This window comes from Acinetobacter sp. 16 (genome assembly GCF_033439925.1).
GTDB lineage: Bacteria > Pseudomonadota > Gammaproteobacteria > Pseudomonadales > Moraxellaceae > Acinetobacter > Acinetobacter junii.
In genome coordinates this window covers 1792378-1812972 of record NZ_CP137746.1, presented here as the reverse complement: position 1 = coordinate 1812972, position 20595 = coordinate 1792378, and the positions used below count along the sequence as shown (strand labels likewise).

The following is a 20595-nucleotide window of genomic DNA, read 5'->3' as shown; positions in this document are numbered from 1 at the left end:
AAAGGATCACAGTGAATGGCAAAAGATTTTAATAGTCCAAAGATCGTTGAAGAATATGATCAGCATATCCGTAAGTTAATTCCTGGATATGAAATCATTCATCAACAAGTGGATGCCATTTTACAGTCTGTACTTCAACCAATTGCACACATACTTATTGTTGGATGTGGAACAGGTTATGAGTTGGAATATCTGCTAAATAGACATCCTAATTGGAAATTTACTGCCCTTGATCCTTCCTTAGCTATGCTTGAAAAAGCAGAAATACGTGTCAAACAAATGGGGAAGTCTGCACAGGTACAATTTGTACATGGTGATCACTTTGCTTTAACTGAAGGTGCTGGTTTTGATGCTGCACTTTCTATTTTAGTCGCGCACTTTATAGCAGATGAACAAAAAACTGACTTCTACAGCAGTATTCATCGTTGTTTGAAAAATAGTGGACTGCTATTGACCTATGATTTGATGCCTTGCAGCAATCCTCAGCATCTACAAGCTTTACGTTATTTATGTATGGCTCAAGGTTTAACTGAATTGCAATGCCAAAAAATGTTAGATCGCATGGAAAATGACTTTTTCACTATTTCATTCAGTGAATATCAGCAACGACTTCAAGGCATTGGTTTTGAAGACGTGCACTCATATAGTCAAATCTTAATTTATCAGGGTTTGATTGCGAAAAAGGCAGAAATTGCCGAGTTTGCTCAAGCCTCATAACCCAAGGGACTCATTCATAATGGAATAAATGATTAGAAGAATAATTTAGCTTTTATTTTTACCAAATGTTCAATTAACAGTGACTTTTATAGTTATTGTGAGGTTCTTTTTGTCTAAATAAAGCGTTAAACAAAACAATGAAAGGAGGTAAAACCAAATAAAATCAGAACATTAGGTTTTAAAACAAGAAATGCGATGCAGTCATCAAGTACTGCAAAGGATACAACGCAAACAAAAAATGAACTTGAAAAGTAAAGTTCATGAAACAAGGAAATTGATTTTAATGAAAAGATTCATCTTAACGGTTCAACAAAGTGTTTTAGCACTATCTGTACTCACTGCCATGTCTGGAAGTTATGCAGGCTCAGAAAATGCAGAAATAGAACAACTTCGTCAAGAAGTAAAAGAGTTGCGTGCAATGCTGCAAAATTATGTCCAGCAAACTCCGCCTGCTCAGCCCACTACTCAGGTCATGGTTGCACAGACATCTGAACCTGTTCAAACAACAACGCCGAAATTATCACTCACCAAATCTGGTGCAGAGGTTAATTTATATGGTTATTTGCGTGCGGATGCATCTTATCAAGCCAAAGGCGCATCTACGATGTACAACAACATTAGCGGTGTACCATTAGAAGAGACAGCTGAAGAAGCGCAACAAAAAGATCGTTTGCATAGCACTGCAAGTGTTTCTCGGATAGGTCTAAATTTTAAAACACCGACTGCTATGGGCGATGTCGGTGGAAAATTAGAAATGGACTTCTTTGGTAGCGCATCACGCGATCAATTCCGTATCCGTCATGCCTATTTAACCTTTGATAAATGGTTATTAGGTCAGACATGGTCTACATTTATCGCACCTGAATATTATCCAGAAACGATTGATGCTGCGACCTATGTAGGCGGAGCATTACAACGCTCACCATTGGTTCGTTATAGTGACAATATTACGGCAAATACCAGCTTTGCTTTAGCAGTAGAAGATCCTAAATATACAGCAAGCTCTGATCCTGATAATGAAATGCGTTTACCTGCCTTTGTTGGACGTGTAAATCATAAGTTTGCCAATGGCTCTATGCTTTCAGGACGTAGTTTTGTCGCTGAAAAGAAAACTAGTCAAGATGAAGAATGGGCTTGGGGTGTCGGCATCGGTGGAAAATATCATTTAACACCAAAAACTTTTCTCAAAGCAGACTATAACCATATCAAAGGCGACGGACGCTTCCTGATGTGGACCAATAGCAGTTATGCAATTGATGATCAAAAGCATATTCAAAGCAATGAGTTTGATTCGATTTCAACAGGGATTACCCATCAATTTAACACTCAATTTCGTTCAACATTGGGTTATGGCTATATGAAAGCCAAAGACAACAATGCATTTGCACGAATCAATAAAGACAACACAGCTCAAAATAAAGAACTATGGCAAGGCTGGATCAATGGCATGTACAACCCTTACAAGCCAATTACCTTAGGGATGGAATATGTCTACGGTGAACGTGAAACCTTCGATGGTCGCACAGGGACGGATAACCGCATCAACATGATGGCGAGTTATGACTTTTAATACTAATAAAGCCTTGAATAATAATATTTTTCTTTAAGGTGCATTATGTCGTTTTAAATAATGATTAGGAATTTATCTCATTGAGGAGATGCAGAATGACAACATCTACGGTTAATGTAAATGCAGTAATTGATCAAGCAAAATTTACACCTTTTCACTGGAGTATTTTACTTTGGTGCTTATTGATTATTATTTTTGATGGTTACGATCTCGTCATTTTTGGCGTTGTTCTACCTTTACTTATGCAAGAGTGGTCTCTCACTTCTGTACAAGCAGGCATGCTTGCCAGTACTGCTTTGTGCGGGATGATGTTTGGAGCCATGTTATTCGGTGCTTTGGCAGATAAAATCGGACGAAAAAATGTAATTTTAATCTGTGTGACCTTCTTTAGTGGTTTTACTTTTTTAGGTGCGTTTGCATCAAATCCTTTTGAATTTGGTATTTTACGCTTTTTAGCAGGTTTAGGGATAGGCGGGGTTATGCCAAATCTCGTCGCACTCACATCAGAGTACGCACCCAAACGTATTCGCAGTACCTTAGTTGGCACGATGTTTAGTGGTTATGCAATCGGTGGAATTCTATCTGCGCTTATCGGAAGTTATTTAGTTGAGAGTCAAGGTTGGCAAATCATGTTCTTGATTGCTGGTATTCCTTTAATTTTATTACCTGTTATCTGGAAATTCCTACCTGAATCTTTAACCTTTTTGGTTAAAACTGGCAAAACTGATCAAGCACATAGCATCATTCAAAAAATTTCACCTGAACAAAGCATTGGTATTAATACGCGTTTAGTGTTGAATGAAGATAATGTTCCAACAGGTAGTTCTGTAAAAGGCTTATTTCAACAAGGACGTGCATTCAATACGCTTATGTTTTGGGTATTGTTCTTTATGTGCTTATTAATGGTTTACGCACTAAGCAGTTGGTTACCAAAACTTATGCTTGCAGCAGGTTATTCACTCGGCAAGAGTATCTTATTCTTATTTGCTTTGAATGTTGGTGCAATGATTGGTTCGATTGGTGGTGGCATTCTCTCAGACAAATTCCATTTGAAACCTGTGATCATGGGAATGCTGATGGCAGGTGTAGTGGCACTGATCGGCTTAGGATTTAACTCTCCAGCTTATGTTTTATATGGTTTAGTAACTATTGCTGGCGCAGCGACGATTGGTACTTCAATCCTTCTTTATAGCTATGTTGCGCAATACTATCCATTAAGTGTTCGCTCGACTGGAATTGGTTGTGCTTCTGGTGTAGGTCGAATTGGTGCGATTGTCGGTCCGATTTTAACAGGCTTGTTATTAACCTTGAACTTACCGCATACCATGAATTTTGTGATGATTTCTGTCCCTGCAATGTTAGCAATTTGCGCGATATTGAGTTTGAAACGTCATAAATTTGATGATGAGCAACAAGTAGAAGAAGTAAAAACTAGCTTGACCGAATCAAGTAATGCTTAACTTAATATGACTTGATCTTTCTTTAAAACATGAAAAGCACATCAGATAGGCTGATGTGCTTTTTTATTTCAGACAGAACCTAAAATCAAAAGGATAAGAATAGAGGTGAATTGGCTCAATTCCTGACTACCCTTAATTCTTTAAAACACTTGGATTTACATGAAACTGGTATTTGTTTTTTCATTCAATCTAGAAAGAAAAATGAATCTAAATTAGATCAAACCTTTTCCACACATCATTTTTATGCAAAAAAAGCATCTCGATTGAGATGCTTTATTGATATTTGATAATTTAGATTTCAATTGCAACAGCCGTTGCTTCACCGCCACCAATACATAATGCAGCGACGCCTTTCTTCTTGCCTAGACGTTTTAATGCATAGATCAATGAAAGAATAATACGTGAACCTGTGGCACCAATCGGATGACCTAAGGCACATGCGCCACCGTGAATATTGACTTTGGCTTCATCAATACCTAACTCATGAATCGGAGCCATAGCAACCATCGCGAAAGCTTCATTGATTTCCCATGCATCGACATCTTCAACCGACCAGCCAGCACGATCAAGTACTTTTTGAATCGCACTAATTGGAGCAATCGTAAACTCACTTGGATGTTGCGAATGACTCGAAGTAGCTACAATCTTAGCCAATACATTTAGATCATTTGCTTGTGCATAATCTTCTGTAGAAAGTACTAAAGCCGCAGCACCATCGGAAATCGAACTCGAATTGGCTGCCGTAATCGTACCGTCTTTGCTAAAAGCAGGGCGTAGTGTCGGAATCTTATCAAGATTTGCTTTCAGAGGTTGCTCATCTTGGTCAATCACCTCAACACCTTTACGTGTTTTAACTTCTACAGCGACGATTTCATCTTTGAAATATCCTTCTGTAATCGCTGTTTGAGCTTTTTTGAGTGAAGAAATCGCAAAGTTATCCATTTGCTCACGGGTGAAGCCCTTGGTATTTGCCATATCCTGAGCAAATGAACCCATTAAACGACCCGTTTCAGCATCTTCTAAACCATCCAAGAACATATGATCTTTGATTTCACCATGTCCCATACGATAGCCACCACGTGCTTTAGGTAAGATATATGGTGCATTGGTCATTGATTCCATACCGCCCGCAACCACAATATTTGCACTACCAGCTTTTAAAGCATCTGATGCCATCAATACTGCTTTCATCGCAGAACCACATAGTTTATTGATGGTCACTGCGCCAACATGATCTGGAACTCCAGCTTTACGCATTGCTTGACGAGCAGGACCTTGACCAATGCCTGCACTCAATACACAACCAAAAATCACTTCATTGACTTGCTCTGGTGCAATACCAGCACGCTGGATAGACTCACGGATTACAGCAGCACCTAATTCTGGAGCAGTTAAACTAGCAAGGCTACCTTGAAAACCGCCCATCGCGGTACGACTACCTGACACAATAACAATAGAACTCATTTTTATATCTCTTTAAATGTATGCTGTCATAAAACTGCTCCAGTTCAACAGACTAGAGCAGAATATCTCATCTCATTTATGCCACTAAAGATTTATCAAAAGTTAGCGGCACACCTGTTACTGCCCGAATTTGTTCCAGCGTCACATCTTTTGCGAGTTCAATCAGCTCAACACCTCCAGACGTAATATCCATGACACCTAAATCCGTTATTACACGATGAACAACGGCTTGACCTGTCAGTGGTAAGCTACAGTTTTTCACAATTTTAGGCGTACCATCTTTCGCACAGTGTTCCATCAGAACCACAACTTTTTGAACACCTGCAACCAAGTCCATCGCACCGCCCATGCCTTTGACTTTCTTACCTGGAATCATCCAATTGGCTAAGTCGCCTTGTTCAGAAACTTCCATAGCGCCTAAAATCGCAATATTGACATGACCGCCACGGATCATTGCGAAAGATTCTGAACTTGAGAAAAATGCCGCACCTGCACGTGCAGTAATCGTTTGCTTTCCAGCATTGATCAAATCTGCATCTAAGGTTTCTTCAGTAGGAAATGCGCCGATACCAAGCAGCCCATTTTCAGACTGCAACCATACATTCATGTTTTTTGGAATATAGTTGGCAACAAGTGTAGGTAAGCCAATACCCAAGTTCACATAGAAGCCATCTTCGAGTTCTTGTGCAGCACGCTGTGCCATTTCATTACGTGACCAAGCCATTTTAAACTGCCTCCATGCTTAAAGTTTTTTGTTCGATACGTTTTTCTGGTGATGCATTTAAAATAATGCGATTCACATAAATCCCTGGTAAATGGATTTCATCTGGATCTAATTCACCAATCTCAACGATTTGTTCCACTTCAGCAATGGTGATTTTCCCAGCCATTGCACATTCAGGATTAAAATTCTGAGCCGTCTTACGGAATATTAAATTTCCAGCTTTATCTGCTTTGTAAGCTTTAATAAGAGAAACATCAGCAGTAAGCGATTCTTCTAAAATGTATTTTTTACCATGAAAATTACGTTCTTCTTTGCCTTCAGCAATCAGAGTTCCTACACCAGTTTTCGTATAAAAAGCTGGAATACCAGCACCACCAGCACGTAATTTTTCAGCTAATGTTCCTTGTGGAGTTAATTCAACTTCAAGCTCGCCATTTAGATATTGACGTTCAAATTCTTTATTTTCACCCACATAAGATGAGATCATTTTTTTGATCTGTTTGGTATGCAATAAAATACCTAAGCCAAAATCATCAACACCTGCATTATTTGAAATACAAGTCAGACCTGTTACACCACTTTCTTTAACCGCCACAATAAGCTGTTCAGGAATTCCACATAACCCAAAACCGCCCACGGCAAGGGTTTGGTTATTAGCAACCACATCTTTGATTGCAGCCTCAGCACTGGCATATACCTTATTCATTCTATTATTGTCCCATCGTCCCTTAGTGATTTAGTTTTAGCATTAGGACTAGGTAGATAGAAGTTGATTTTTCTCAAGGATTAATGAGTTTAATTAATAAATTGATTTATTTGGACAGATTTTAATCTAAAAAAACAATAAACTTAAGATTATAAATTATTGAAATTATTAATAATAAATATATTTATTTACAAGTGAAAAATATAAGACCAATTGCAATAATGAGTTATTTAAAATTTATACCTTTTCAATGACTGAATAAATTGTGCCGAAATATGTGATATTTCAAAATTCTTTTTATAGACGATACCAACCGTTTTATGGATGGTTCCATCTTCCAGTTCGAGTAATACATTCTCTGTTAAGTCTATATGCTTGGCAAAATGACGTGGAATCGCGCTTACCCCAATACCATGTGCAACAAAACTAGATAATGAAGAAATCTGATGACACTCAATTTTCAAATCCAAAGTCATATTGTTGCGCAAACAGTTTTGCTCAACCAAGTGACGAACAATCGATGGCTTTTGTAGGGTAATAAAAGGATTAGCAAACAATTGTTGCCACGAAATACGTGCTTTGTCTGCTAAGAGATGATTTTTAGGAAGTAAGGCGAGAAAGTCTTCATCAAACAAAGACACAAACTCTAAGCCTTCGGTCAGTTCTGGTTCAAAACAAATACCTAGCTCAAAGATGCCATCTTGAACTTTTTCTATAATGGTTTCATTTGGAATATCATGGATCGAAAAATTAAGGTTTGGATGCTCAGATAAAAAAGAATGAATCACATCAGGCAAGATCGCATGGGTAAAAAAGGGCATCGAGGCGATACTGAGTGTGCCGCGATTTAATTTAAAGCGTTGTTTAACGTCATTTTCCATTTCATCCCAATTTGCCAATAATTTTTTTGCGTAGGGAATGAGAGATTTGCCTTCTTGAGTCAGTTCAACACGACGTGTATTTCGATTAAACAACTTACCGCCGAGTTCATCTTCTAAACTTTTTATACTTAGACTTAAAGCAGATTGACTTAAGTGCAGTTCCAGCGAAGCATTGGCATAATTTAAAGTACGCGCAAGTGCTAAAAATGCCTTTAGCTGCTTAAGAGTCATCGCTTTTCCTAAGTAAATTATTGAATAGATCTAATTTATCGTAAAAATAAGCTGAATGTTATTTTAGAAATTAATTTTGAAAGAAAAGTTGATCTATACAGCAAATAAAAACTCCCACAATCAGAAATTATGGGAGTTAAGATTCAAATTAGAGAATACGAAATTTCTCTAAAACTTATACTTTTAGTTTTTTAAGTCCACGGCTCACACCATTTTGTAATGCCAATTTGATAATTGGCCCAATAAAAGGCACACGACCCTTAAAGCTAATCGTATAGTCCAAACGACTACGATTATTTCCCAAATCAGTAAACTTCATTACGCCGCGATGCGCTTTAATTGGTGCAATACCACTGGTAATCGCGTATTCAATCAATTCATTTTCTCTATAGACTAAATTTGTTTCAACAAATGAAGGTGTGAGTGGTATAGATAACTTACGCGCTGAACCAACCCCATTACGTGCATCTTGACCATCACTCAAACGAGTCACTTTTGCTGGAGCGAAGAGCTTATTCAAATTTTCATGTTCGCTGAGGATCGCAAATACCTTTTCGACAGGGGCATTGAATTCTTGAGTGATGTTGATTTGTTGCATTTTTAGCATAGCAATTCCTTTCTTTTTAATTTGACATGATGAATTGTCATTTTCAAATACTAACACGGTTTGGCTGAACTGGTCATTTTGTTTGTCGGATTATCGGAGTAGCTAAAAATTCAGATATATGTAAGCAAAGGCGCTTGTTCAAGCATCAAAAATTGTGAATACTCAGCCTCGAAAATTCAGGTTATACCATTATCTTTTTTGGGGTTAGGCAACTACTGTGAAAACTTATCCATTTTCATTTTCTCGTTTACAAAAAGCGCTTCTAACCGTTGGTTCATTTTCGTGTATGGGACTAAGCTCAGTCGTCGCAAATGCAGAAGATGAAAACACTGTTTCGCAACTTCCAACTATCACTTTAGCAGCACAATCCATTCAAAGTGTGTACTACCAACCTCAAATCAATTTATCAGGTTTTAATCAACAAACCGTTGCCAAAATTCCTGCTTCAGTGAGCACGATTACTGCCGAACGCATTGCTGATCAGCATGCTAAAACACTGGCTGACGTTGTGAAAAATGATGCTGCTGTAGGGGATGGTTATGCGCCTATTGGCTATTACTCAAACTTTATTATGCGTGGTTTCGCGCTCAATCTAGGTTCAAGTTATCTACTGAATGGCAACTTACTTAGAGGCGAACAAAATGTTGCGCTAGAAAATAAAGAACAAGTCGAGATCTTAAAGGGTATCAGCGCAATCCAAAGTGGTATGTCTACGCCAGGTGGAATAGTTAACTACGTGACTAAACGTCCAAAGGATATTCGTTCAGTTACCTTAGAAACAGATAGTCAGGGTGGTTATCGTATCGCAACAGATATAGGCGATATCGTGGGTGAAAATCAACAATTTGGCTATCGAATCAATTTAGCTCACGAAGAGATTCATCCGTATGTAGAGCATACAAATGGGAAGCGACTTTTTGGTTCAGTTGCTTTGGACTGGAAGATTTCTGATGATTCAAAACTTGAGTTTGATATTGAATCACAACGCCAAGGTCAGCGCTCGGTACCAGGCTATCAATTATTAGATGGAAAAATTGTACCGACTAATGTGGAATGGGATCGTTTACTGGGTTATCAAAGTTGGAGTAAACCCGTTACTAATGAAAGTCTGAATACGAGTTTAAAATATACGCATCGTCTCAATGATGATTGGACAGCAAACTTATCCGCTTCGCAAAGCCGTGTAGTCGTTGATGACTATTCAGCATTCCCGTGGGGTTGTTATAGTGAGATTTGTGAATTTACAGGTTTAGGCAATACCTTTGATCAAAAAGGTAACTACGATATTTATGATTTCCGTAGTCCAGATGATAGTTATTTAACAAATCAATTTAAAACAGGATTAAACGGCAAGTTCGCAACAGGGACATGGCAGCATAGCTTAAATGTCGAGTTATCTCATACCTATAAACGACGTGCTCAATATGATGCAATCTTCCAATTAGTAAATGATGTACCTAAAGAATCTATAGGAAACATATATAATGACCCAATCACATATAAGCCAAGTACAAAAAACCTAGGTAATCATTACAAATCTCTTGATAGTCAGCAAACCGCATTAAATCTACTAGACCAAATCCGTTTCAATGACGCATGGTCAGTTCATATGGGTGGAAAAATCCTTTCTTTAGATGAGAAAGCTTATGATGCGGCAGCGAATAAGATTCGTGATACAGATTTAAACCGATTCTTGCCACAATTTGCAGTGATGTACCAACCTTGGGAAAATACGCAAGTTTACACATCATTTAGCAAAGGTCTAAGTGATGGCGGACAAGCGCCATGGTATGCCTTCGGTAATGAAGAAAAAGGGATTGTCGGTAATGCATTTGAAACACTTGCTCCAATCAAATCCACCCAATATGAACTGGGATTCAAGCATCAATTACCATCTATGTTATTTACAGCGGCAATATTTGATCTAGAACAAGATCATCAATATACGAATGCTGATAACTATTACTTAACTGATGGTAAACAACATAACTTAGGTTTAGAACTTGGTTTGCAAGGACGTTTGACACAGAATTTAGATATGGTCTCGACTTTGGCGCTGACTCGTTCACGCTTAAAAGAGATCGATGTCGCTGAATATCAAGGCCATCAAACTCAGAATGTTCCTAAAGTACGCTTTGCAACTTACTTATCGTATCAATTGCCACAAGTAGAAGGCTTAAGACTACTGGCTAGTACACAATACAGTTCAAGTAAATATGCCAATAAAATAGGCAGCGTAAAAGTTCCAAGCTACACAGTTTTTAATGCTGGTGCAGCTTATAACTTTAAAGCTAATGGCTATGAAAACACGTTAAGATTCAATGTAGATAATCTATTTAATAAAAAATATTGGAGAGATGCGGGAAGCCTCTTTGGAGATGATTATTTGTTCCTAGGCGCTCCACGCATCGCACAATTCTCTTGGTCGGTGAATTTTTAAATCCAATTCACTGATATGAATAAAGACGATCTAACTTAAAATTAGATCGTCTTTTTTACGAGATTCTGCTATTGGATTAATAAAATTCAAGTTTTTATATCGTTGTAAACAAAAAATAGAAACGAAACATTGTATGTCATCATCTAAAGAATAATTCCAAATTACAAACACGCCCTTATAGCAATAATTCAATCAATATCCTGATAGTTTTTCAGCTCATGATGAAGCTCGTTCAGGTTAGAGCACTGAAACCCATAAAAACACACAACAATGAATTTTATTCATCTTTTGGTTAGATTAAATCATTTTTACTCATGTGAACATTCATGTATAAATTCTTTCATACAGAAATTCAGGTTTTATCTTAGAGATTAGGGTAGTAGTACAATGAGTAAAAAATTTACATGTTCTATTAAAAGTATTCGTTTTGATGAAAATTATCATCCTTCAGAAAGCACACGTCTTACAACTAACTTTGCAAATTTAGCAAGAGGTGAGAGCCGTCAAGAAAATCTACGTAAAACCTTACAAATGATCAATAATCGTTTCAATGGCTTAGCACATTGGGATAATCCAAAAGCGGATCGTTATTCGGTTGAAATCGATATTATTTCAGCAAATATGGATATCGAAGGTAATGGTCATGCATTTCCAGTTATTGAAATGCTAAAAACAACAATTGTTGATCATCAGACAAATAAGCGTATTGATGGCATGGTAGGTAATAGTTTTTCATCTTATGTGCGTGATTATGATTTTAGTGTCTTATTACTAGAACACAGTAAAAATCAAGCAAAATTTAGTGCGCCAGATAACTTTGGTGTATTACACGGCAAGCTTTTTAAACACCTAATCAACTCAGCGGCATACAAAGCGAATTTTGATAAAGCACCTGTGATATGCCTGAGTGTATCGAGCACAAAAACATATTATCAAACTGCAAATGTACATCCTGTATTGGGCGTTGAATATCAACAAGATGAATATTCTCTAACTGATGAATACTTCAAGAAAATGGGGTTAAAAGTACGTTATTTCATGCCTGCTAACAGTGTAGCGCCATTAGCTTTTTATTTTTCAGGTGATTTGCTAAGTGATTACAGTAACCTAGAACTGATTAGTGCAATCAGCACAATGGAAACATTCCAAAAGATTTACCGACCTGAAATTTATAATGCTAACTCTGTAGCGGGCAAATGTTATCAACCAAGTTTGAAATACCAAGATTACTCTTTAACGCAAATCGTATACGACCGTGAAGAGCGTAGTCAGTTAGCTGTAAAACAAGGCAAATTCACTGAAGAGCAATTTATCAAACCTTATCGAGAGATTCTCGAACAGTGGGCTGAGAACTACACCGAACAAAATTATGCTGCTGTGTAAACCGATATAGAAGATTACTGATTATGAAACGATTATTACCGACATCAACTGCTGGCAGCTTACCAAAACCTTCTTGGTTAGCTGAACCTGAAAAGCTTTGGTCGCCATGGAAACTCCAAGATGAACAACTTTATGAGGCTAAGCAAGATGCTTTAAGACTGTCACTGCACGAGCAATTACACTCCGGCATCGATATCGTAAGTGATGGTGAACAAACACGCCAACATTTCGTCACAACGTTTATTGAACACTTAGATGGCGTTGATTTCCAGAAGCGTGAAACGGTTCGAATTCGAAATCGTTACGATGCAAGTGTTCCATCCGTTGTGGGTGCTGTCAGTCGTCAAAAACCTGTATTCGTTGAAGATGCTAAATTTTTACGTCAACAAACCAATCAACCGATCAAATGGGCATTACCAGGTCCTATGACCATGATTGATACCTTATATGACGGACATTATAAAAGCCGTGAAAAACTAGCATGGGAATTCGCAAAAATTTTAAATCAGGAGGCGAGAGAACTCGAAGCGGCTGGTGTTGATATTATCCAGTTTGATGAACCTGCATTTAATGTATTTTTTGATGAGGTCAATGATTGGGGGGTTGCAACTTTAGAAAGAGCGCTAGAGGGTCTGAAATGTGAAACAGCCGTACATATTTGCTATGGCTACGGTATTAAAGCCAATACAGATTGGAAAAAGACATTAGGTTCAGAATGGCGTCAATATGAAGAAGCCTTTCCTAAGCTTCAACAATCTAAAATTGATATCGTTTCGCTAGAATGCCAAAACTCTCGTGTACCAATGGATCTAATTGAACTAATTCGCGGTAAAAAAGTGATGGTAGGCGCGATCGATGTTGCTACTAATAATATCGAAACACCTGAAGAAGTTGCCGATACCTTAAGAAAAGCTTTGCAATTTGTTGATGCTGACAAACTTTATCCATCAACCAATTGTGGCATGGCGCCATTGTCTCGCCATGTAGCGAGAGGCAAACTTAATGCCTTAAGCGCAGGTGCAGAAATCGTTCGAAAAGAACTATCTAACTAATATTTTGAGCTAAATAGGATTTATGGTTTGCAATCAAAATGATGATCAAGCCATGAGTCTCTTTTAGCGTCAATCTTGATCAAAGATCGCATCTATTTAAAAACACATGCAGATGGTGTGCCTAAGAAATGGAATAGCATGATATTGCTAAATCTAAAAGGTACGGTTCAATTGAGGAACAAGTTAATGATTGAAGCAATAGACTTTAGAAATGCAATGTCTTTACTAACAAGTGCAGTGAGTGTTGTAACAACGATTGGCTCTACAGGTCGATATGGATTTACGGCATCAGCTGTGTGCAGCGTGACAGATTCACCACCAACACTTTTGGTATGTATGAATATCGCTTCTAGCTCACATACACACTTTGTTGAAAATAAAATTCTCACTGTGAATGTCTTGGCAGCACATCATCAGCATATGTCTAAAGTGTTTTCATCAAAGATGAGTCCTGAAGAACGTTTTAAATATGGCAGTTGGACAGAATTAGAAACTGGCGCACCTGTGTTAAAAGATGCTTTGGTTAGTTTTGATTGTCAAATTGAGCAGATTCAGGAAGTTGGAACACATACCATTTTTATTTGTCGTATCGTAGCTATCCAACAAGGTCAGCATGATCAAGGGTTAGTCTATTTTAACCGTACTTATCATCAAGTTGGGCAGATTGCAGAAATTGCCTGAGCCAACTATCTATTCATCCCTTTATTTTAAGAAAATATCTCGTGGAATTAATCATTTTTTTAGCCATCGGGGCTTTAGCTGGTTTCGCTGCTGGACTCTTTGGTGTCGGTGGTGGGCTCATTATCGTTCCACTTTTATACATCGTATTCACTCAAATGGGATACCAACCAGATGTCATCATGCATATGGCTTTGGGAACCTCATTGGCAACAATCATTGTGACTTCTATTAGTTCATTGATCGCCCACAATAAAAACAGCGCCGTGATTTGGCCTGTATTTAAAAATCTAACACCAGGACTAATCCTTGGTTCATTTTTAGGAGCTGGTATTGCGGGATTACTTTCTGGGGCAAATTTACAATTGATCATCGGGATATTTGTGATCTGGGTTGCTTACAAAATGTTCTTTGGGGCGAAAAATGTAATCGATCAGGGTAAGGTATTACCATCAACAACTCGACAAATATTTGCAGGTACAGGCATCGGAGTTGCTTCCGCAATTTTTGGTATTGGGGGAGGGAGTTTAACCGTTCCTTATCTAAATCATTATGGTGTAGTCATGCAAAAAGCCGTCGGAACCTCGGCAGCATGTGGCTTACCAATTGCCATCGCAGGTGCTTTAGGATTTATTTTTTTTGGTATGAAACAGCATATAAATGTGCCTAACACTATTGGTTTTGTACATATCTATGCATTTTTATGTATTAGCATTATGAGTTTTATGACGGCTAAGCTTGGAGCTAAAACAGCACATATTTTATCGCCAATCGTACTTAAAAAATGCTTTGCTTTAATGTTATTGATCGTTGGATGTTTCTTTCTTTACAAAGGCATGTGATAAAAATCTTCTCCGTATAGCTCACTTTTCTGTGAGCTTTTAAAATCTTTTTCTAGTATTTAACAAATCAACAGCAATCTATATTCTCCATCTATCTCTATCGGTGCTCTATGCACACAGGGTAAAACTTGTTGTGTTGGATGGTCGACTGCCAAACGCCAAAGATGACCTAAACCTAAATTAACAGGTTTACTCTCAGGTTTTGCTCGGTAGTGCAAATCAAAGAAATATTCTTCTAAAAAATTCTCAAATTCGGCTTCTGGTCCATCATGTAGATTTTTTAGTTTTTCTCTAATTTCAGGAACTAGAATCTTTTGCTCAACTTGATCGTTTGGCAGAATCTCACTTGCCGCACCGTGATAGGTACATAAAAAAGTATCTGTTGGAATAGGCGAGCGATCAACATGAAATGAATAAACATCTGTCGAAATAAAATCTAACTCATCATCACGTTCGTAGTTTTGAATTAAGTTAAGCGTAGGTGATGCGCCAAGCTCTGTTAATTGCTGAATATCCGCAATTATGATTTCTCTTGCTAAACGACCATATTCAGAAAGTTGTAAAGCCAATAAATCATCAACTGAAATCTCAGTGATATTTTCCTTTAGCTGAAGTTTTTTGACGATTTCTTGAAAATCCCCATTAAGATTTCTATACCAACAAATCGCATTTCTATCTCCTTGAAAATTAGAACTGACAAGTTCGGAGAAACTAGAAACCACGCTAATTTGCTTGTGGTTAGAAAATGCATTCTTCATAAAAAGAAGTTTATCAAAAAGAAAATATGTTTAATGATACACAGTTCGATCACGTTAACAACGATAGATGGAATAGTATTTTTCAAACATTTAATTTTTCATACCTTATAACAATGAAATAAAGGGTTTTAAATAAACACTGAGTAAGTTATTTTCCACAGATCGTTATGAGCAAATTTATGCTCAAAAACTTACATAAAAAATAATTATGCGCAAATATATTCACAAATATAAAAAAAAAGAGTATTTTTGAGAAAATAATTGCTCATTTACATCAATGAAAAAATTAACAATACAGGCGTTACTTGATCAAAGTTGGTTTGATATTGCTGAACTAACATTATTAGAACCTAAACTAGGCTCAGCAAGTGCCAGTGAATTAGCTTACGATTTAGAATACGCAATCCACAATTTGGACAAGCGAGATGAGCATGCCTGTAGTTTGTCGCTACCTGTACAACTACTAATAAAACATGAATCTAGTTCATGGTTTGGTTTTTTAGATGATATTGTTCCATCAGGTGCTGCACGCCGTTATTGGGTGAATTTTCTAGGTCTACAAAGACTAACGCATGCTGAGCAAGATAGTATTTTATTAGAAAAAGGTGGCATCGCACCCGTAGGCAATTTGAGAATAAAAGAAGCTCTTCCACCAATCAATCCTGAATCAACTCTGCATTTACGTTATTTTAGTCAAAGTGATGTTGCTGACCGAAATGTAGATTTTCTTGAATATGCACAGCAAATGGGTGCAATTAGTGGTGGTGCAACAGGAGCGGGTGGTGAAGCTCCTAAATTATTGATTCGTGCTACAAAAGATCAAAATATTTGGATTGATACTTATCAACAAAACTTTGATCAACCTGATCAACACTATCTAGTTAAATTCCCTAGAAATAATCGTAGTGAGATCGACTGTAATATTCTCAGAGCAGAATACTATTACTATCAAGAGCTAAAAGAGTTGGGTTTCAATACCATTGAAACTACAGAAATGAAGCTGATCGAAGGTGAAAAATATCCATCATTATGGCTACCAAGATTTGATGTTGAATGGCACAACCAAAAATGGCATCGTCATGGGCTTGAATCTGTCTATTCCGTATTAAATAAAGCTTCGGGTAGCCATCTCAATCACTTTGAAGTGATTGAAAATCTATGCAATTTACTGAAATCTATTGATTCAGAGTTTGATTCAGAACAATTCGTTTGTGAGTGGTTACAGCGAGATTTACTCAATATTATTTTTGGTAATTCTGATAATCATGGGCGAAATACTTCATTTCTAAAACAATCTGGAAAAATTTCGCTTGCTCCAATTTATGATTTTGCTCCAATGAAAGCTGATCCAGAAGTTGTTACAAGATCAATAACTTGGGGAAGTCCTTATGAGGAAGGAGGAGAATATCGATGGGAGCAAATTACACAAAAGCTTGCACATTTATGCGATCCGAATTTATCTCTAACTACATTGAAATCTTTAGCAAGTCATCTTGTTGGGCTAAAACAAAGATTAATAGATAAAGGTGTACCAAAACAAATTATGGAGATGCCAGCGCTTTCATTTGACTATGTTGAAGCTAAATTAGAAAGATGGGAACTATTATGAATACAAAAAATCAGACTCAAGATCGTCAACAAGTTCTTATTGATCTATATATGCAGTACTTATTGAATGAAATCACATTAGGGCAATTATTGGCGTATTTGCGAAAAAATATTCTTGGTATGTCTCAGGAACAATATGCAAATTTAGTCGGTGTAAGTCGTAGGACGTTAACTGATATTGAACAAGATAAAGGAAAACTTACGCAATCTGTTTTAGACAAGGTATTTAAACCACTTGGATTGAAAGCAGGACTTGTACCGACTCATGAGCATATTGTGAGAAAGATCATTAAACCATCAGAGTGAAATGAACCAAATACCTAAAGAAAAGTTTGTTCCAGTATTTGTTCAAAAATCAATAAAAATTAGAGGAATATTATGAGCCAAAAAATACTAAATCGATTTGAACAATTAATTGATGAAGCAGAAATTATAAAATCTTTCATAAAGAAAAAATATTCTGAATATTCTGGAGAATATTATGACCTTGACGAAGATAAGAATGCTCAATATTTACAATGGAAAGTAAAGGTGAAAAATTTACTTAATTTATCTTGTGGTGAAAATTCTGTTCATTGCAAAGAGTTTTCTTTAGCAGAAGAGGTTCAAAGTTTTGATACAAATGCTAGAGTCCTTATACGGTTATTTCCTATTTTGGTAGCTACTTACGATGATTTTAAAAATGGTTTTTTAGTTTCTTTTAAACAGATAATTCAAGCTGAAGTTTTTGATAGTGAACTTGAACAATCAAGATCTCTTTTAGAAAATGGTTACAAGAATGCTGCGGCTGTAATTGCAGGCGTAGTCTTAGAAACCGCTATAAAAGAGGTATGTTTGAACAATAATATTGAAATCGAAAGAAAAAAATTAACTCAGTTAAATGACGATCTAGCCAAAGCTGGAGTTTATAACAAGCTTCAGCAAAAACAAATTACAGCCTTAGCTGATATAAGGAATAGCGCAGCTCATGGAAATTATGAGCAATTCACGAAAGAAGATGTAGAACGAATGATTGATGACATAGAGAGATTTTTACTGAATCATTCATCCTGATTCAATCTTGTGTAGAATCGACAGATACGCAAGTAGAGTAGCGAATTATGTAACTTTTGAATACTCAACAACGAGGTGATAGTCCACCACCAATTAAAATGCTGAGACTAGTGTTTTGATGGCTACGATTTCTGTTTGGCTTTCTGGCGTAAAACATACAAATATAAGTTTTCTACTTTTTCACGTGCCCATGGTGTGGTACGCAAGAATCGCAATGATGATTTAACACTTGGATCTATGCAAAAACATCTAATTTCAATTTTACGACTTAAGCCTTCAAAGCCACCGTAGTAATCCAATAATTCATCCAAAATGTCAGCAAGTTTTTTGCCGTGTAGAGGGTCATTGGAGGCGTTCATAATAGAGCAACAATATTTTGGAAGACCATCATTATAACCTAGGCTAGTTAAAAATGAGAGGGTTGGAATTTGAACGTAATTAAAACAGAAATCACTTAAGTTATTGAATAGTGGTTATGGAATAGAAAAGATGAAGTTATTGCCAGGTGTAAGTCATTTAACATAATATACATTATGCGAAATTTAATTAATACGTTTGAAAAATCTACACTACATATCTATTCATACTTACTTCCTAAATGCTTTTGGCGTAACCCTAGTCCAATTTTTAAAAGCTCTTGAGAAATGAGAAACGTCTGCATAACCTAAAGACTCAGATATTTCTTGTATAGATAGTTCGTTTTGAATTAGCATGGCTTCTGCATATTGTTTTCTAACTTCAGCAATCAAAGCCTTGAATGTTGTGTCTTCAATTTCCAAATAACGCTGCAACGTTCTTGAAGACATATTTAACTGCTTGGCAACCTCAGATAAGTTCAATTGACCAATATTCTTTTGGATCAGACTTGTTTCTATGAGCTCAATGATTTGCGATCGCATAATAGATTTTGTTTGTCTACTTTTTATATGTTTCTCCGTATCACGAATACACTGTTTCTTTGCAAGTTTAAAAACAATCTCGTCTGCAGTCTTTAAATGTATATTTAATAGCTCTCTGTCAAAGCAAACAGCATCAGTTACTTGCTCAAATTTATAAGCAAAATTATTATTAATAAATGATTGTTTTTGTTTAAGAAAAATAAGAATATCTGATTCGGTTTTTATCAACTTACTTATGATATTCGCAAAACTTGCCACAAGAAATGCTATAAATTTATTTGTACTCTCAGATTCAACTAGTATATGAGTAAGATATAAAAATGCTGTTTCACCTTCAATTTCCAATCTCAGCTTGAATACACTACAGTATAGACCAATAAATTCTTCTAACACTCTCAATGCCTGCTCAAGGTTTTTTGAGGACATTGCAGCAATACCAACATTTCCATAATGAGATACTTTCATTTTGTTTGCCATAAGGATTGGAAATGCAGCATTACCAGTTAAACGTACTGATTTTTCAAGTAATTGAATAAAAACTTCCGAATCAACATACCAATACGTTTTTTGTAAATCTTCAAATGTAATATGTGTGTCAACAAGAACTTCCTCTGATGAAATCCCCCATTCTTCTATAGTTTCAATCAATAGATTTACATACGTACCTGGTAACTTAGAAAGTAACATTGACACTCCATTAATCATTTACATTGGCGTGAAATGGTAAATATTGTCGGGTCATGAACTATGACAGCTTTTTTATTTACGGCATAGTAAAAAGATGAAATTCTTCATCAAGGCAAATATTAAATGCATATTTTGATTGTTCATGCACATCCTGAACCCAAGTCATTCACATCATCTTTAAAAAATACTGCTAAAGAAAATCTTGAAAAACAAGGACATTATGTAGAAATCTCTGATTTATATGAGATGAATTTCAATCCAGTTGCTTCACAATTAGATTTTGAATCACTCAACCAAACTGATTACTTTAATTATGCACTTGAACAACGTCATGCACAAAAGAATCAAACACTTGCGCAAGATATTCAGATAGAAATCGATAAAGTTAAACGTGCAGATCTCGTTATATTCAGCTTTCCACTATATTGGACTTCTGTTCCTGCAATCTTAAAAGGATGGATTGATCGAGTATTTGTTGCTGGTCTCTTTTATGGTGGAAAACGCTTTTACAATCATGGCGGAATGACTGGAAAAAAAGCGATGCTGTGTCTGACTCTGGGCGGTCGTGAGCATATGTTTGGTGATAAATCAATTCACGGCTATTTAGAGACTTACCTATCTTCAATCCAACGAGGGAGTTTGGCTTATGTAGGTTTTGAGGTACTTCCGCCATTTATTGCTTATCATGTTCCTTATATTAAAGATGAAGATAGAATGAATATCATGGAAAATTTTGAAGATTATTTAAACAATATAGATCAATTAACGCCTTTAGAGTTTCCAAAATTAGAAAACTTTGATGAGAAACTTTATCCGCTTTAACAAAATCAAACTT

Annotated in this window: 20 protein-coding genes; 12 read left to right on the top strand and 8 right to left on the bottom strand. The window is 36.5% G+C overall.

Going from position 1 to position 20595, the window contains the following annotated elements; genetic code table 11:
• The first annotated feature begins 15 nt into the window (after positions 1-15).
• The 3 genes from R2H34_RS08905 (at position 16) to R2H34_RS08895 (ending at position 3747) form a co-directional block, all read left to right on the top strand.
• Positions 16-717: a class I SAM-dependent methyltransferase gene (locus tag R2H34_RS08905; RefSeq protein ID WP_004961867.1), complete on the top strand. Its 702-nt coding sequence runs from the start codon at positions 16-18 to the stop codon at positions 715-717.
• A 283-nt stretch (positions 718-1000) separates the two neighbouring features.
• On the top strand, positions 1001-2287 hold the full coding sequence (locus tag R2H34_RS08900) for a DcaP family trimeric outer membrane transporter (RefSeq protein ID WP_318342238.1): 1287 nt from the start codon (positions 1001-1003) through the stop codon (positions 2285-2287).
• A gap of 95 nt (positions 2288-2382) precedes the next feature.
• Positions 2383-3747, top strand: a complete 1365-nt coding sequence (locus R2H34_RS08895; RefSeq protein ID WP_151708113.1) for an MFS transporter — start codon at positions 2383-2385, stop codon at positions 3745-3747.
• Positions 3748-4038: 291 nt separating this feature from the next.
• Here the strand turns inward: R2H34_RS08895 and R2H34_RS08890 are convergent, their stop codons facing one another.
• From R2H34_RS08890 to R2H34_RS08870, 5 genes are all read right to left on the bottom strand, one after another.
• On the bottom strand, positions 4039-5211 hold the full coding sequence (locus R2H34_RS08890; RefSeq protein ID WP_125318749.1) for a thiolase family protein: 1173 nt from the start codon (positions 5209-5211) through the stop codon (positions 4039-4041).
• Between the two features lie 76 nt (positions 5212-5287).
• Positions 5288-5935, bottom strand: coding sequence for a CoA transferase subunit B (locus R2H34_RS08885; RefSeq protein WP_004911117.1), 648 nt, complete (start codon positions 5933-5935; stop codon positions 5288-5290).
• A 1-nt stretch (position 5936) separates the two neighbouring features.
• Complete coding sequence (locus R2H34_RS08880) at positions 5937-6641, bottom strand: CoA transferase subunit A (RefSeq protein WP_039048228.1); 705 nt, start codon at positions 6639-6641, stop codon at positions 5937-5939.
• 230 nt (positions 6642-6871) lie between these two features.
• Complete coding sequence (locus tag R2H34_RS08875) at positions 6872-7753, bottom strand: LysR family transcriptional regulator (protein ID WP_075696506.1); 882 nt, start codon at positions 7751-7753, stop codon at positions 6872-6874.
• A gap of 175 nt (positions 7754-7928) precedes the next feature.
• Positions 7929-8360, bottom strand: coding sequence for an SRPBCC family protein (locus R2H34_RS08870; protein ID WP_004911109.1), 432 nt, complete (start codon positions 8358-8360; stop codon positions 7929-7931).
• Positions 8361-8577: 217 nt separating this feature from the next.
• On the opposite strand from R2H34_RS08870, the gene R2H34_RS08865 reads away from it, so the two are divergent.
• The 5 genes from R2H34_RS08865 (at position 8578) to R2H34_RS08845 (ending at position 14755) form a co-directional block, all read left to right on the top strand.
• Complete coding sequence (locus R2H34_RS08865) at positions 8578-10800, top strand: TonB-dependent siderophore receptor (RefSeq protein WP_318342237.1); 2223 nt, start codon at positions 8578-8580, stop codon at positions 10798-10800.
• A gap of 387 nt (positions 10801-11187) precedes the next feature.
• Positions 11188-12183: a DUF1852 domain-containing protein gene (locus tag R2H34_RS08860; RefSeq protein WP_279979369.1), complete on the top strand. Its 996-nt coding sequence runs from the start codon at positions 11188-11190 to the stop codon at positions 12181-12183.
• Between the two features lie 23 nt (positions 12184-12206).
• Positions 12207-13235 (top strand): methionine synthase, encoded by a 1029-nt coding sequence (locus R2H34_RS08855; RefSeq protein ID WP_004911103.1) that lies wholly within the window; start codon positions 12207-12209, stop codon positions 13233-13235.
• A gap of 186 nt (positions 13236-13421) precedes the next feature.
• On the top strand, positions 13422-13916 hold the full coding sequence (locus R2H34_RS08850) for a flavin reductase (protein WP_004961839.1): 495 nt from the start codon (positions 13422-13424) through the stop codon (positions 13914-13916).
• Positions 13917-13957: 41 nt separating this feature from the next.
• Positions 13958-14755 carry a sulfite exporter TauE/SafE family protein gene (locus R2H34_RS08845; protein ID WP_004961834.1) on the top strand — a complete coding sequence of 266 codons (798 nt, stop codon included), beginning with the start codon at positions 13958-13960 and terminating at the stop codon, positions 14753-14755.
• A 59-nt stretch (positions 14756-14814) separates the two neighbouring features.
• Here the strand turns inward: R2H34_RS08845 and R2H34_RS08840 are convergent, their stop codons facing one another.
• Positions 14815-15513: a DUF1826 domain-containing protein gene (locus tag R2H34_RS08840; protein WP_004961833.1), complete on the bottom strand. Its 699-nt coding sequence runs from the start codon at positions 15511-15513 to the stop codon at positions 14815-14817.
• A gap of 277 nt (positions 15514-15790) precedes the next feature.
• On the opposite strand from R2H34_RS08840, the gene R2H34_RS08835 reads away from it, so the two are divergent.
• The 3 genes from R2H34_RS08835 (at position 15791) to R2H34_RS08825 (ending at position 18174) form a co-directional block, all read left to right on the top strand.
• Positions 15791-17122, top strand: coding sequence for a type II toxin-antitoxin system HipA family toxin (locus R2H34_RS08835; RefSeq protein ID WP_004961830.1), 1332 nt, complete (start codon positions 15791-15793; stop codon positions 17120-17122).
• Entirely contained in the window at positions 17119-17427 is a 309-nt protein-coding gene (locus R2H34_RS08830) for a helix-turn-helix domain-containing protein (RefSeq protein ID WP_004954417.1), read from the top strand. The genes R2H34_RS08835 and R2H34_RS08830 overlap by 4 nt, the downstream gene beginning before the upstream one ends.
• 72 nt (positions 17428-17499) lie before the next feature.
• Complete coding sequence (locus R2H34_RS08825) at positions 17500-18174, top strand: HEPN domain-containing protein (protein ID WP_004961827.1); 675 nt, start codon at positions 17500-17502, stop codon at positions 18172-18174.
• 122 nt (positions 18175-18296) lie between these two features.
• Here R2H34_RS08825 and R2H34_RS08820 read toward each other — a convergent pair whose 3' ends face one another.
• A complete protein-coding gene (locus R2H34_RS08820) occupies positions 18297-18533 on the bottom strand; it encodes a VF530 family DNA-binding protein (protein WP_004961824.1) in 237 nt (78 codons plus the stop codon).
• Positions 18534-18761: 228 nt separating this feature from the next.
• Positions 18762-19760 (bottom strand): AraC family transcriptional regulator, encoded by a 999-nt coding sequence (locus R2H34_RS08815; RefSeq protein ID WP_004915828.1) that lies wholly within the window; start codon positions 19758-19760, stop codon positions 18762-18764.
• A 123-nt stretch (positions 19761-19883) separates the two neighbouring features.
• On the opposite strand from R2H34_RS08815, the gene R2H34_RS08810 reads away from it, so the two are divergent.
• The gene (locus R2H34_RS08810; RefSeq protein ID WP_087539328.1) at positions 19884-20582 is read left to right on the top strand and encodes an NAD(P)H-dependent oxidoreductase; all 699 of its coding nucleotides are present in this window, start codon (positions 19884-19886) and stop codon (positions 20580-20582) included.
• The last annotated feature ends 13 nt before the right edge of the window (positions 20583-20595 follow it).

What these genes read in the sequence shown, in the direction of transcription:
- R2H34_RS08820 (WP_004961824.1), bottom strand. Translation starts at nt 18,533, where the DNA reads ATGAACGCCTCCAATGACCCTCTACACGGCAAAAAACTTGCTGACATT.
- R2H34_RS08855 (WP_004911103.1), top strand. Translation starts at nt 12,207, where the DNA reads ATGAAACGATTATTACCGACATCAACTGCTGGCAGCTTACCAAAACCT.
- R2H34_RS08850 (WP_004961839.1), top strand. Translation starts at nt 13,422, where the DNA reads ATGATTGAAGCAATAGACTTTAGAAATGCAATGTCTTTACTAACAAGT.
- R2H34_RS08885 (WP_004911117.1), bottom strand. Translation starts at nt 5,935, where the DNA reads ATGGCTTGGTCACGTAATGAAATGGCACAGCGTGCTGCACAAGAACTC.
- R2H34_RS08890 (WP_125318749.1), bottom strand. Translation starts at nt 5,211, where the DNA reads ATGAGTTCTATTGTTATTGTGTCAGGTAGTCGTACCGCGATGGGCGGT.
- R2H34_RS08810 (WP_087539328.1), top strand. Translation starts at nt 19,884, where the DNA reads ATGCATATTTTGATTGTTCATGCACATCCTGAACCCAAGTCATTCACA.
- R2H34_RS08835 (WP_004961830.1), top strand. Translation starts at nt 15,791, where the DNA reads ATGAAAAAATTAACAATACAGGCGTTACTTGATCAAAGTTGGTTTGAT.
- R2H34_RS08895 (WP_151708113.1), top strand. Translation starts at nt 2,383, where the DNA reads ATGACAACATCTACGGTTAATGTAAATGCAGTAATTGATCAAGCAAAA.
- R2H34_RS08840 (WP_004961833.1), bottom strand. Translation starts at nt 15,513, where the DNA reads ATGAAGAATGCATTTTCTAACCACAAGCAAATTAGCGTGGTTTCTAGT.
- R2H34_RS08860 (WP_279979369.1), top strand. Translation starts at nt 11,188, where the DNA reads ATGAGTAAAAAATTTACATGTTCTATTAAAAGTATTCGTTTTGATGAA.
- R2H34_RS08875 (WP_075696506.1), bottom strand. Translation starts at nt 7,753, where the DNA reads ATGACTCTTAAGCAGCTAAAGGCATTTTTAGCACTTGCGCGTACTTTA.
- R2H34_RS08905 (WP_004961867.1), top strand. Translation starts at nt 16, where the DNA reads ATGGCAAAAGATTTTAATAGTCCAAAGATCGTTGAAGAATATGATCAG.
- R2H34_RS08880 (WP_039048228.1), bottom strand. Translation starts at nt 6,641, where the DNA reads ATGAATAAGGTATATGCCAGTGCTGAGGCTGCAATCAAAGATGTGGTT.
- R2H34_RS08825 (WP_004961827.1), top strand. Translation starts at nt 17,500, where the DNA reads ATGAGCCAAAAAATACTAAATCGATTTGAACAATTAATTGATGAAGCA.
- R2H34_RS08900 (WP_318342238.1), top strand. Translation starts at nt 1,001, where the DNA reads ATGAAAAGATTCATCTTAACGGTTCAACAAAGTGTTTTAGCACTATCT.
- R2H34_RS08870 (WP_004911109.1), bottom strand. Translation starts at nt 8,360, where the DNA reads ATGCTAAAAATGCAACAAATCAACATCACTCAAGAATTCAATGCCCCT.
- R2H34_RS08830 (WP_004954417.1), top strand. Translation starts at nt 17,119, where the DNA reads ATGAATACAAAAAATCAGACTCAAGATCGTCAACAAGTTCTTATTGAT.
- R2H34_RS08815 (WP_004915828.1), bottom strand. Translation starts at nt 19,760, where the DNA reads ATGTTACTTTCTAAGTTACCAGGTACGTATGTAAATCTATTGATTGAA.